The organism is Allorhizobium sp. nf9_anc (assembly GCF_056323085.1).
The window spans coordinates 2,548,720-2,560,369 of sequence record NZ_CM150481.1; the positions used below are offsets into that span (position 1 = coordinate 2,548,720).

At 62.0% G+C, this 11,650-nt stretch carries 12 protein-coding genes; 4 read left to right on the top strand and 8 right to left on the bottom strand.

Features of this window, described 5'->3' with window-relative positions; all coding sequences use genetic code 11:
* Positions 1–3: 3 nt before the first annotated feature.
* A complete protein-coding gene (locus AC02Y0_RS12435) occupies positions 4–1,317 on the bottom strand; it encodes a sugar ABC transporter permease (RefSeq protein WP_476379224.1) in 1,314 nt (437 codons plus the stop codon).
* A gap of 245 nt (positions 1,318–1,562) precedes the next feature.
* Positions 1,563–2,603 (bottom strand): D-xylose ABC transporter substrate-binding protein, encoded by a 1,041-nt coding sequence (gene xylF, locus AC02Y0_RS12440; RefSeq protein WP_476379225.1) that lies wholly within the window; start codon positions 2,601–2,603, stop codon positions 1,563–1,565.
* A gap of 238 nt (positions 2,604–2,841) precedes the next feature.
* Between xylF and AC02Y0_RS12445 the strand changes: the two genes are divergently transcribed.
* The 4 genes from AC02Y0_RS12445 (at position 2,842) to AC02Y0_RS12460 (ending at position 5,604) form a co-directional block, all read left to right on the top strand.
* Positions 2,842–4,053 carry an ROK family protein gene (locus AC02Y0_RS12445; protein WP_476384019.1) on the top strand — a complete coding sequence of 404 codons (1,212 nt, stop codon included), beginning with the start codon at positions 2,842–2,844 and terminating at the stop codon, positions 4,051–4,053.
* A 207-nt stretch (positions 4,054–4,260) separates the two neighbouring features.
* Positions 4,261–4,473 (top strand): hypothetical protein, encoded by a 213-nt coding sequence (locus AC02Y0_RS12450; RefSeq protein WP_245408035.1) that lies wholly within the window; start codon positions 4,261–4,263, stop codon positions 4,471–4,473.
* A 77-nt stretch (positions 4,474–4,550) separates the two neighbouring features.
* Complete coding sequence (locus AC02Y0_RS12455) at positions 4,551–5,258, top strand: haloacid dehalogenase type II (RefSeq protein ID WP_476379226.1); 708 nt, start codon at positions 4,551–4,553, stop codon at positions 5,256–5,258.
* A 97-nt stretch (positions 5,259–5,355) separates the two neighbouring features.
* Complete coding sequence (locus tag AC02Y0_RS12460) at positions 5,356–5,604, top strand: DUF982 domain-containing protein (RefSeq protein ID WP_102021628.1); 249 nt, start codon at positions 5,356–5,358, stop codon at positions 5,602–5,604.
* A gap of 31 nt (positions 5,605–5,635) precedes the next feature.
* Here AC02Y0_RS12460 and AC02Y0_RS12465 read toward each other — a convergent pair whose 3' ends face one another.
* From AC02Y0_RS12465 to AC02Y0_RS12490, 6 genes are all read right to left on the bottom strand, one after another.
* A complete protein-coding gene (locus tag AC02Y0_RS12465; RefSeq protein ID WP_476384020.1) occupies positions 5,636–6,073 on the bottom strand; it encodes a YqaA family protein in 438 nt (145 codons plus the stop codon).
* Between the two features lie 196 nt (positions 6,074–6,269).
* Positions 6,270–6,575 (bottom strand): hypothetical protein, encoded by a 306-nt coding sequence (locus AC02Y0_RS12470; protein WP_476379227.1) that lies wholly within the window; start codon positions 6,573–6,575, stop codon positions 6,270–6,272.
* Positions 6,576–6,698: 123 nt separating this feature from the next.
* Positions 6,699–6,992 carry a hypothetical protein gene (locus AC02Y0_RS12475; protein ID WP_476379228.1) on the bottom strand — a complete coding sequence of 98 codons (294 nt, stop codon included), beginning with the start codon at positions 6,990–6,992 and terminating at the stop codon, positions 6,699–6,701.
* Between the two features lie 322 nt (positions 6,993–7,314).
* Positions 7,315–9,003 (bottom strand): methyl-accepting chemotaxis protein, encoded by a 1,689-nt coding sequence (locus AC02Y0_RS12480; protein ID WP_476379229.1) that lies wholly within the window; start codon positions 9,001–9,003, stop codon positions 7,315–7,317.
* 243 nt (positions 9,004–9,246) lie between these two features.
* Positions 9,247–11,022: a hypothetical protein gene (locus AC02Y0_RS12485; RefSeq protein ID WP_476379230.1), complete on the bottom strand. Its 1,776-nt coding sequence runs from the start codon at positions 11,020–11,022 to the stop codon at positions 9,247–9,249.
* 232 nt (positions 11,023–11,254) lie between these two features.
* Complete coding sequence (locus tag AC02Y0_RS12490; protein ID WP_054151115.1) at positions 11,255–11,647, bottom strand: DUF937 domain-containing protein; 393 nt, start codon at positions 11,645–11,647, stop codon at positions 11,255–11,257.
* Between the last annotated feature and the right edge of the window lie 3 nt (positions 11,648–11,650).

Here is an 11,650-nt window from a genome sequence, read left to right on the forward strand (position 1 = left end):
CCCTTACTTCGCACGGGCGCGGTAGACGGTGTCGAGCCAGACCGCGACGACGAGCACGATACCGATGACGATGCTCTGGAGCGGTGTGTCGAGACCGAGCAAAACCATGCCCGAATTCAGTGATTGCATGACGATGGCACCGAGCATGGCACCGGCGATGGTGCCGACGCCGCCGGCAAGCGAGGTGCCGCCGATGACGGCTGCGGCGATGGTGTAGAGCTCGTCGAGCGTGCCCTGCGCATTCGTCGCAGCGTTGAGGCGGGCGGTCGAGATGGCAGCGGCGATGGCGCAGAGTGCACCCATCAGCGCGAACATCTTGACGGTGACCCACTTGACCTTGATGCCGGCGAGTTCAGCCGCTTCCGGGTTGCCGCCGATCGCGAAGACATAGCGGCCAAAGCGGGTGCGGTTGGTGATGAAGGCCATGACCATGGCGATGCCGATGGCAATGAGAACCGGAACGGCGATGCCGAGACCGATCTGCAGACCACCTTCCGGCCAGGCAATGCCATTGGCTTCGGCATATTTGCGAGCGAGATTGACCGGCATGTAGTAGCTGTTGGCCACCCAGACGGCGCCGAGCACGGCCACGCAGCCGGAGGCGACGAGGAAGTATTCAGCCCAGATCGGACGCAGCGGGAAGCCGAAGCGGCGACGCTGACGGCGGGTGTTGAGAATGGTGAGCACGATCATCAGGCAGGCGACGAGGCCGACGATCCAGCTGGCGGTGACACCGATCGAACCATCCGCACCACCACCCATCAGGCGGTAGGTGGTGTCCATCGGGGCAACCGTCGCACCTGATGTGACCATCCAGGCCGCACCGCGCCAGACGAGCAAGCCGCCGAGCGTGACGATGAAGGCGGGCACGCCGAGGAAGGCGATGATGACGCCATGCAGGGCGCCGATTGCGGTGCCGACGAGGATACCGGCGGAGAGCGCGATGATCCACATCATCGGATGCTCAAAGCCGATGATCGGCGGCAGGATGCGGGCCTGAAGGACCGCCATGATCATGCCGACGAAACCGAGGATCGAGCCGACCGAGAGGTCGATATTGCGGGTGACGATGACCAGCACCATGCCGGTCGCCATGACCGAAACCGAAGCCGCCTGAACCGAGAGGTTCCAGAGGTTACGCGAGGTCAGGAACAGGCCGTTCGACAGGATGTCGAAGCCGACCCAGATGATCCCGAGCGCGATCACCATGCCCAGCAGGCGCGTGTCGATTTCCGTGGCTTGAAAGAAGCGTTTTACCGCTGAAACATTGGATGCCCGAGCACCATGTGCGGGCGTGGCAAGGCTGTGATCCGCCATACGAATAATTCTCCCCAGTCGTTTGTCGGCTTGCGAAGGGCTCGCGTCTCGCGCGGGCGTTCGGGCGTTCTACCCGCCATGCGAATCGAGGCATCTCATTCTTCGGCGGCTCATGGATCACGCCGGCGATGGCCCCTTGAAGCCGTCCGACACTCTCCTGCTGCCATGCTCTCGATCAGTCGAAACGCCGCAGCGCAAATGGCTGCGGCGTCCCGGCTCAAGCTCTGTGGTCAGTCACGTCAGGATCAGTTGCAGGCAGCAACGGAACCGGCGGCAACGCCCTGGCATGCTTCTTCCTTGGAGATCCAACCCGCGTCGATGACGGTGTTGAGGTTTTCCTTGGTGATCGGCAGCGGAGCGATGAAGTAGGAGTTCATTTCGACGCCCTTCGGGCCGCCGGAGAACTTCACGGTGCCTTCGACTTCGTCCATCGACTTGCCAGCGGCCAGTTCGTTGGCGATTTCAGCAGCCTTCTTGCCGAGTTCGCGGCTGTCCTTCCAGACAGACACGGTCTGGGTGCCGAGAGCAACGCGGTTCAGAGCGGCCTTGTCGCCGTCCTGACCGGAGACCGGAACGGCGCCGGCGAGACCCTGGGCTTCCAGAGCTGCGACAACACCGCCGGCCATGCCGTCGTTGGACGAAACAACGGCGTCAACGGCGTTGTTGTTGGCGGTCAGGAACTGCTCCATGTTCTTCTGGGCAGCTTCCGGCTTCCAGCCGTCGGTATAGGCTTCGCCAACGTTCTTGATCTTGCCGGCGTCGATGGCTTCCTTCAGGACTTCGATCTGACCCGAATAGAGGAAGTCAGAGTTCGGGTCGGTCGAGGCGCCCTTGATGAAGACGTAGTTGCCTTCCGGCTTCGCCTTGAACACTTCGCGAGCCTGCATGCGGCCCACTTCCTTGTTGTCGAAGGTGATGTAGTAGGCGTCCGGGTTCTCGATCAGACGGTCGTAACCGACGACCGGGATACCTTCAGCAGTGGCCTTTTCGATGGCCGGGCCGATGGCTTCCGAATCCTGGGCCAGAACGATCAGGGCGTTTGCACCCTGTGCGATCAGGCTTTCGATGTCGGTCAGCTGCTTGGCGGCAGACGTCTGGGCGTCGGCAGAGATGTACTTGTTGCCGGCGGCTTCAAGGGCTGCCTTGATCGCGGCTTCGTCTGTCTTCCAACGCTCTTCCTGGAAGTTCGACCAGGAGACGCCGACGGTCAGGCCTTCGGCATTGGCGACAGAATGCAGGCTCACGATGACGGCAGTTGCTGCCATCAGCTTCATAACGGATTTCATTTTAAACCTCCCAAGGTGATAGCGGACCGTCGGAAGACCTCCCAACCATACGACCCGCTGCGAAACTGCCCTTACCCCATGGACCCCCGTCCAATGGTTTTTCTCGACAGTCGAGAAAATAACTGTCAGAAGATTCTCACGCTGTCAACACGGCCCGGAGGAGGCTTGCAAAGACAGTGACCAAATGCTTTGGGAGGAGCATGCGGTGGATCAGACGAGAGCGGGCGACAAGCCCATCATGACAGCCAGTCCGAGGGCGAGCACGGAGGCCGTTCGCCACCAGAACAACGGATTGGTATTGAAGGTGCTCCGGCGTGAGGGGCCGCTGGCGCATACCGATCTTTCGGCAGCGACGGGGCTTTCGTCCGCCACGGTTTCTGCGATTACCGCCCATCTCGAAAAGAATGGATTGCTGGATCGGCGCGAGGTTTCCAACCCCGGACAGCGCGGGCGGCCACGCGCGCTCTTTGCCCGGCGGCGGGATGCAGCCCATGTCATTGCAGTGCGGATCTCCTCGCATGCGGTGCAGTATTCGCTGGCCGATTATCGCGGCACGATGATCGACCGGTTTGAGGAGGCGCGCGAACAGGGGCCGGAAACACCCAGACGGTTTCTCGACGGGTTTCGCGCCGCGATCGGCCGGCTTATCCAGCGCTCGCGCCTGCCGGCATCCGCCATCTCGACGATCTCGATTTCCAGCAAGGGGCTGGTCGATCGGGAAGGCGCGAAGCTCCTGTGGTCGCCGGTCTTCGGCTATGAGGAGCTCGACTTCGAGACGGCGCTTTCGGATTTCGGCAACAGCCGCATCCATCTGTTCAACGAGAGCCTGCTGGTGACCCATGCGCTGGCGCTTCGGCTGGCGAAGAACCGCGCCACGCCGCTCGCCTCGCTTGCCACGCTGTCGCTTGGCCATTCGATCGGGCTGGGGATCGCCTATCGCGACCAGCACGGCGATCTCGAAATCCGCGCGCCGAATTTCGGCCATATGCTGCATGCCGATGACGGCAAGCTCTGCCGCTGCGGGGCGATTGGCTGCATCGAGGCCTCGGCCGGTTTCTACGGCATCCTGCGCATGGCATTCGAAGTGCCGCCGGATACGATCCCGGCGAAATTCGTGCCGCTTGCCGAAATGGAAAAGATCGCCAGCCGCGCCCGCCAAGGGCATCGCGCCTCGCAATATGCCTTCCGCCAGGCGGGCCTGGCACTCGGTCAGGGATTGTCGCGCATGCTCAGCCTTGCCGAGGAGACAATGCCGATCGCGATCACCGGGCCGGGCACGCGCTTCATGGATCTCTTGACCCGCGGCCTCGACGAGGGGCTGGCGCAATCGCAGCATGTGCGCGTGCGCGGCGCGCCGGAGATCCTCATTATCACCGAGGAAGAGACGCTGGTGTTCGAGGGCCATGTGGACCGGGCGCTGACGGAGATTGACCAGGATCTGGGTGGGTAATCATTCCGGGCGGCCGTCTCAATGCCCAGTGAAGGGTGGAGCGCTCGCGAAAATTCGAATCGACGCTTGCGAAAAGCTCAGGCATAGCAGCACGCAATTCACGTTTTGACGCGCCGGCGGATATTCGCTGTGCCCGCGTCATCCGATCTGCGGCCTGGGCTCAAGACTGGGACGGCTGCGATCGACATTGTCCGGAGAGAGACCCCGATGATCAAGATCATGGTATTGCTGCATGCGGCTCAAGGCCGAGACTGGCAGACGCCGCCGAAGGGCACGAGCCTGAAGACCTTGGCCGAAGCCGAGGAACAGGGTCTGATCGAGATCCGGGGCGAGTTTCAGAAGCGCCAGTTCCGGCTGACGACGCGTGGCTTTTCGACCGTCGAACACGACCGAAAGCGGCTTGCGGCACGCCTCAGCTGATTGCGGCCTCGCGCGGGGACCTGCCCGCTTGAACGGCGGACGCCTGCGCCCTACCCTCCTTTCAAGGAGGACGCTTCATGACAGACGCAATCGCATCGCAGAATGAGGCCGGGGCCAATGCCGGGTCAGCGGCTTATGTCTTCGATGCCTATGGCACGCTCTTCGACGTGCATGCGGCCGTGCGCCGGCATGCGGAGGCGATCGGTCCGGATGCGGCGGCCTTTTCCGATCTCTGGCGGGTCAAGCAACTCGAATATACCTGGGTGACGAGCCTGATGGGGCAATACCGGGATTTCCAGGCGCTGACCGAGGATGCGCTCGACTTCTGTCTGGCCCGGTATCCGGCAGTTAATCCTGCCGTGCGGGCTGATCTCATCGAGGCCTACAAGCGGCTCGATTGTTTTGCCGAGGTGCCCGCGGTTCTCGGAGCGATCAGGGAGACCGGCGCGAAGATCGCCATCCTCTCCAATGGCACGCCCCGGATGCTGGACGAGGCGGTGGAAGCGGCCGGCATCCGGCATCTGATCGACGACATCTTCTCGGTGGATGCGCTGAAGATCTATAAGACCGCACCTTCCGCCTATGCGCTTGTCACCTCGACCTACAGGATCGCTGCACCCGACATCGCCTTCCAGTCTTCCAACCGCTGGGACATGGCCGGCGCCAAGGCCTTTGGCTTTCGCTGCCACTGGATCAATCGATCGGGCGCGCCGCAGGAATATGCGGGGTTTGCGCCGGACGAGATCTTCTCATCGCTCGACGGGCTGCTGCCGAGACGGGCTTGAGTGGATCGGCGATGGCGGAAAAGCGATTTGACCTTTATAGAGCCGCCACGAACAGGCGCTGAGGCGCCGCTTGAGACGACAAGAAAGACGCGAAGACATGAGCCAGACCTGGAGCAAACCCGTGATCCTGCACGGGATCGGCGAAGAGGGCGAAGACGTTGTGGTCGACTGCTCGCTCGGCGCGTCCTGGGCGCTGATCGAGGACTGGCCGGAGGAAGAAAGCGAGGCGCTGGACAAGGCGCTGCTGGTGCTCGGCGCTGTCGCCCAGGGCAAGGCCAAGGAAGAAGACGGACGCAAGGCGCTGATTTCGGCAGCACTCGCGGCCGGGGTGAAGATCACCGCCTGAGGTGGAAAGCGCCCGCCCCCTGCCCGTCAGGTCACATGAGGCCGAGGGTGATTGCAGCCAGCACCAGATAGCGGCCGGCCTTTGCGATGGTGACAAGGACGAGGAAGGTGAGGAAGGGCGTGCGCAGGACGCCGGCGACGACGGTCAGGGGATCGCCGATGATCGGCACCCAGGAGAGTAGCAGCGACCAGATGCCGAAGCGGCGATACCAGGCCTCGGCTTGGGCGAGCCTTGGCCGGGACACCGGAAACCAGGGCCGGTCGCGGAAACGCTCGATGAAACGGCCGAGCAGCCAGTTGACCACCGAACCCAGCACATTGCCTGTTGTTGCGACGAGCAGCAGAAGGACGAGCGAGCGATCGCCTGCGACGATCAGGCCGACAAGCACGGCTTCCGACTGCGCCGGAACGATGGTCGCGGCGAGGAAGGCAGCCAGAAACAGGGCGAGATAGGAAGCAAAAGCGGTGATCACGCAGCCGGTCTAGCGCGGGTATTCGGCGCTGGCAATTGGCGGTGAGCGGGCACCACAGATCTGCTGCTCACAATCGGGCGAGGCAAGACTGCACAAACCGGATGCCAAACATGGAATGGCCGCCATGCATCCGGGGGACGATGCATGGCGGCCGCGATGGCCCGGGGGCTGGCCATCAGTACTCTAGGGTCGGTCAGACGACGCGACGGGCGGCCTGTTCGATGCGCTCGGCAGACGACATCTCATCGGCATCGATGACACGCGTGCCTTCAACCCGGGCACCGGGCTGCAGACCGTCGAAACCAACGTCGCGAACCTGATGCGGCGAAGGCGTGGTGATCGCACCATGGTTCGGATCGTTGACATCCTGGCCTTTCACGCCGTCTTCGGTGCGCACATATTCGCCCGGGGCGTTGCGCGTCTCGCGCTCGCTGGTCGCATCGGCGATCAGCTGGTCGAGTTCGTCGGCGGTCATGGCGCTCAGATCGAAATCCTGCATGGGTCTCTCCCTTTGTTTGTCTGTTGAAAGCTTCAACGCGCGAGTTGGAAAAAGGTGCCACCGGGCCCGCACGATCCTTGTAATTGATCGACGGGCGTCGGGCGCAGGGTGCCAACCCCGTGCTCAGCGCTGCGCATTGTCGGCATTGGCGAGTGGCGAGGGACGACCGTCGGGTCCATCCGGGGCTTCGCGCTGGTCGACGTCTTCCATGTCCTGGTCCACCAGAAAGGTGTCGGTGCCGCCGAGGCGGCCTGCCTCGCGGGCGGCATCCTGGCGGGTGGCATCGATTTGCTCGTCGAGGCCGCCGTCGACCGGCTGGCGATCGTTGCCTTCGCCGGTGCGGTCGGCGGATGGGCTGGTCTGATCGGCCGGATTGCGGGGATCGTTTTCCGGGTGATTGCTGTTGTCGCTGGTCATCGATGTTCTCCGTCCCTGGGTTTGGATGTTTTCCGCTCACCCAACGACAGGCTGCCGGATTTCGTTCCGCAGGAGACGGTTGGAACTGATGGAGGGGACGGGAGATGGGTTGCCCGAGGGCATCCTGAATTCGGCCGGGCGCGCTTCGCCGCTGGCGTGATGGGATCGGCATGCCGCAGGACGCGGCGCTCCGGCCCGAGCCTGGTCGATGCCTTCTTGCGGCAGGTCAGCGGAAAACGTCCCGCCAGGTGGATGGCGGGACGCGCTATGTCAGAGGGTATGCGGTGTTAGGCTCAGCCGTCGCGGCGCTGAGAGCGCCGGGTCAGGCCGCCCGCCCCATCGATCGCGGCGCCTGGCCGCTCTTCGCTCCCGTCGTCTGGAAGCGGGAAACCATGGTGAAGAGTTCGTTCGCGCTTTCGGCAAGCGAGGCTGCCGTGGCGCTCGCCTCCTCGCCGGTCGCCGCACTCTGCTGGGTCACCTTGTCGAGCGTGGTGATTGCGCCATTGATCTCGCCGATGCCCTGCGACTGCTCACGGGCGGCGACGGCAATCGCGTCGACATTGGCATCGATTTCCTGCACCTGGTCGACGATCGACTGCAAGGCAAGGCCGGTCTTGTCGACGAGGCTGACGCCGTGCTGGACGGCATCGGAGGCTTTGGCGATCAGGCCCTTGATATCCTTGGCGGCACTGGCCGAGCGCTGGGCAAGCTCGCGGACCTCCTGGGCGACCACCGCAAAGCCCTTGCCGGCCTCGCCCGCACGGGCGGCTTCCACGCCTGCATTGAGAGCGAGAAGGTTGGTCTGGAAGGCGATCTCGTCGATCACGCCGATGATGTTCTCAATTTCCTTGGACGAGCTGGCGATTTCGCCCATGGCCGAGGTCGCCTGCTTGACGACGAGACCGGAGCCTTCGGCATTCGAGCGCATCTCGCCGACCAGCCTGGTGGTTGCCTGGGTGCGGCCCGTCGTGTCCTTGATCGTGGTGGTAATCTCGTCGAGGGCAGCGGCCGTTTCCTCCACCGTCGCCGCCTGACGCTCGCCATTGGTGGCGATACCGTTGGCGATATCATTGATGACGGTCGCATTCGCCGACAGGGCCTGGACAGCATGGACAATGCCGCTCAACGTTTCGTCCAGGGCATAGGCGGCGGTGTTGACGTCAAGTCTCGTCGCCTCCAGCACCGCGTCTACGGGATCGTTGAGGCGCACGGTCAGGTCGCCTTCGGCAAGTTTCTTGATCGCCGCGCCGATGATCTTGACGGCCTTCATGCGGCCGCTGATGTCGGTTGCGACCTTGATGACCCGATAGACCTTGCCACGGGAATTGAACACCGGCGTGTAGGCCGCCTGGATCCAGACCTCCCGGCCGCCCTTGCCATAACGCACGAAGTTCGACGAGGTGAACTTGCCGGCGCGCAGGTCGTCCCAGAAACCGGCATAGTCGGAGGTCCCGACATAGGTCGGGTCGCAGAACATCCGATGTTGCTTGCCGATGACTTCCGAGCGGTCATAGCCCATGGCCTTCAGGAAGTTGTCGTTGACCTCGACGATGGTGCCATCGGGTTCGAATTCGATGATCGCCTGCGACTGATCGATGGCGCGCAGCCGATTGTTGTCATGCAGGGCGACGATCTTGGTCGCGGTGATATCGGATGCGATCTTCAGAATACGAGTTACCCGGCCGCCAGAATAGACGGGATTGTAGGTCGCCTCGATCCAGACATCTTCACCAGCCTTGCTCTGGCGGCGGAACTGGCCACCCTGGAAACGGCCTGCGCCAAGATCGGACCAGAAGCGCTGGTAATCCGGCGACTGGCGGATGGCGTCCTCGCAAAAGATGCGGTGATGCTTGCCGACGATCTCGTCGAGACGGTAGCCGAGCGTTTTCAGAAAGTTCTCATTGGCATCCAGGATCGTGCCATCTGGCGCAAACCAGATCATGGCCTGGGTTGCTGAAAGCGCTTTCATGTCGTCGGCAAGCTTATTCGCGTTCAGGATGTTCGACAGCATTGGCAGCGCCCTCATTGCACATTGCCACAATCTAAAACACGGTCGCGTTAATGGTTACTGAATGTAATCTTGCGAATTGTTAAAAATAGCAAACGCGATGCGCGAGCACCATCAGGACTGTGCACAGAGGTTGAATCCGGGGACGCTCACTTGCCCTGATGTGCCGGGCGGGAGGGGGATTTTCGGCTTGGCGTGGCGGGTTGGGCGGGATGGGGGTTTGGTTCCGGGTTCAGGTGTGAGGTGTCAGTCATCGCGGCGGATCATGCCGGAGATGGCGGCGGCAGCGATGGCGGTGACGACCCAGCCGGCGACGATGAAGATCTTCTGGAGGTAGAAAAGGCGCTTGCCGGCATCACCGCGCGCCGGGGACGGCGCCCAGGCATCGGTCTGGCCGAGATCGAGCACAGGGACGACGACGTCGAGGGCATAGGCGAAGGAATAGAAGGTTTCGTAGTCCTTGCCGGGGGCAAGGGCGTCACTCCAGTCGGCGGCGGGGTTTTCCGAGGGGCCGTCGGCGATGGTCTTCCAGTCTTGGGATGTGAGGACGACGGCGGAGTTGGGGGCGAAGTCGCCGGCGTTCCAGGTGAGTTGCGCCATGCCCATCATGACGGCGACCAAGCCAGCGAGCCACCAGAGTGAAAGCCAGGGCTTGTAGCCATAGCCGGCCACAGATGCAGCCGCCGCATCCCAGAGCCGGACGAGAATGCCTGTCTTTCCCGCCTTGCGCTGTTCCTTTTCCTTCTCGATTAAGATTTCCCGCGCCTCTCGGCGATGGCCGGTTTCGCGGTAGAATTTGGCAAGTTGCTGGTAGGGTTGGGGGTGAAACTGGCCGTTGAATTTGGCACCTCTCAGGAGCCACTTTGTTCTAAACTCTAAATCCAAAGGACCGTATATTTCTTGATAGGTACAGCCTACTAGGCACAGATTTTCAATCTCATTCCAGCTCGACGCGTCGTCAACCAGCTGGCGAAAACGCGAGGAAGCAAACTCCGCGCGTCCTTTGATTGATTTAACGCGTCGGATGTACAATCCGCCTTCCACCTCAGCATTCTGGGCATTCAATGTATTGCCCCCAACGGAACGCATGACAGCGCCGCCAAAGGAAATGCTACCGCCGATCTGCGCTCCACTAAGGCTAACTTCGCCGCTGCTGTTTATGTGGGAAAAGTCCACTGAGCCGCCTACGCTGGCAGATTGAATGGAAAAAGCGAGCTTAAGGTTGTCCTTTAAATTGGCTCCCTGGCAATTTAGCTGCCCCCCAATCTTGGCGCTGGAAAAATTTATTTCTCCGGTACTCACGATACCACTTAGGAATACTCCGGCCCTGATGCTTGCTTGTTGCGCATTGAGTGCAAAGCCGCCAAGGCCATTCAACACCGTCTCACGACAGTTTAGCTGCCCACCAATCTCAGCCCCGGCGAGCAGCACTTGTCCGTAGACTTTGGAGCGATCCAGAAACACGCTATCGCCAATCAAGGCCTTTTGCGCATTTAAAGCGCAGTCAGTTTCGCCATGCAAAACTGCGTCCATACAAGATAGTTGACTACCGATCCGTGCGCCAGCAAACGAAACCATCGTGCCACTTTCGAGTCGATCAATCACTACATTGCCGGCCACCTGCACCCGTTCAAAATCCAACCCAGGCGTTTTACTACCCTTCATTTGCACAGACTGAACATGCGCCTGCTGCGCGTTAATCTGATCCGTGAAGTTGCAGTTTGTAAAGTTGATCGCGCCCTTCACTGTCAAATACCGAAGGTTCAACTGTCCGCGCACCCAGGCACCAACTACACGAACCCCAAGCTCATGAACCCCACAGTCCGCGCAGCCACCTAGAACCAAGTAGCGCAGCAACTCAGCGCGGATCGCCCGATCGCTACTGGATTTAACAGGAAGTAAGCCGTCGCCTAACACCGTCGGCTCGCCGATCCTGCAGTTCTCGATCAACAACCTCTCAGCCTCGCTGAGCGCATCCTCGCCTTGCAGCTTCTCGATATCAGCATAGGTTCGGATCAGCATGGTCGCCCCAGGGGTTCAAGTTGATGGCGACACTAGCTGCGGGTTTCGGCGTCCGCAACCATAGGGCGGCAAGGCGCTTGTGGCTCCCCCTCACCCGGCCTCCGCTTCGCTCGGCCACCCTCTCCCCGAGGGGAGAGGAGCAGTCGCCGGCGTTGTGGCGCCGGTGACCAAAACGCAAAAAGCCGCCAGGTTGCCCCGGCGGCTTTTGTCATTTCAAAGCCTGCTGCTCGTCTCAGACGAACTGGCTGAGGCCCGGGACGGAGGCGACGACTTCGTCGACCACGTCGGCGCCGGCGTATTCGCGGGCGACGGCCATGGTTTCCTTGGCGAGGGTGGAGATTTCGCCCATGCCGAGGCCTTGAGACATCAGCTGCTGGCCGAGGCCCATGATGCCGCCGCCGCCGATGGCGCTCATCAGGCCGCCGAGCAGACCGCCGCCGCCCGAGCCTTCGCCATTGTGCTTGGCGACGAGTTCAGCGGCACCGGGGATGGCTTCGATCATGCGGGCGACCGGGCCGTCGGCTGCTTCGCGCTGCAGGAAGCCGAGCATCATGCCAAGGGCCGTTTCAGCCTTTTCCGGGGAAATGCCGACGCTGTCGGCGATGCGGGTGACGATTTCGCTCATTCT

Bases quoted from the DNA above. Each gene is read 5' to 3' on its own strand.
- AC02Y0_RS12435 (WP_476379224.1), bottom strand. From the start codon at position 1,317: ATGGCGGATCACAGCCTTGCCACGCCCGCACATGGTGCTCGGGCATCC.
- xylF (WP_476379225.1), bottom strand. From the start codon at position 2,603: ATGAAATCCGTTATGAAGCTGATGGCAGCAACTGCCGTCATCGTGAGC.
- AC02Y0_RS12445 (WP_476384019.1), top strand. From the start codon at position 2,842: ATGACAGCCAGTCCGAGGGCGAGCACGGAGGCCGTTCGCCACCAGAAC.
- AC02Y0_RS12450 (WP_245408035.1), top strand. From the start codon at position 4,261: ATGATCAAGATCATGGTATTGCTGCATGCGGCTCAAGGCCGAGACTGG.
- AC02Y0_RS12455 (WP_476379226.1), top strand. From the start codon at position 4,551: ATGACAGACGCAATCGCATCGCAGAATGAGGCCGGGGCCAATGCCGGG.
- AC02Y0_RS12460 (WP_102021628.1), top strand. From the start codon at position 5,356: ATGAGCCAGACCTGGAGCAAACCCGTGATCCTGCACGGGATCGGCGAA.
- AC02Y0_RS12470 (WP_476379227.1), bottom strand. From the start codon at position 6,575: ATGCAGGATTTCGATCTGAGCGCCATGACCGCCGACGAACTCGACCAG.
- AC02Y0_RS12475 (WP_476379228.1), bottom strand. From the start codon at position 6,992: ATGACCAGCGACAACAGCAATCACCCGGAAAACGATCCCCGCAATCCG.
- AC02Y0_RS12480 (WP_476379229.1), bottom strand. From the start codon at position 9,003: ATGCTGTCGAACATCCTGAACGCGAATAAGCTTGCCGACGACATGAAA.
- AC02Y0_RS12485 (WP_476379230.1), bottom strand. From the start codon at position 11,022: ATGCTGATCCGAACCTATGCTGATATCGAGAAGCTGCAAGGCGAGGAT.
- AC02Y0_RS12490 (WP_054151115.1), bottom strand. From the start codon at position 11,647: ATGAGCGAAATCGTCACCCGCATCGCCGACAGCGTCGGCATTTCCCCG.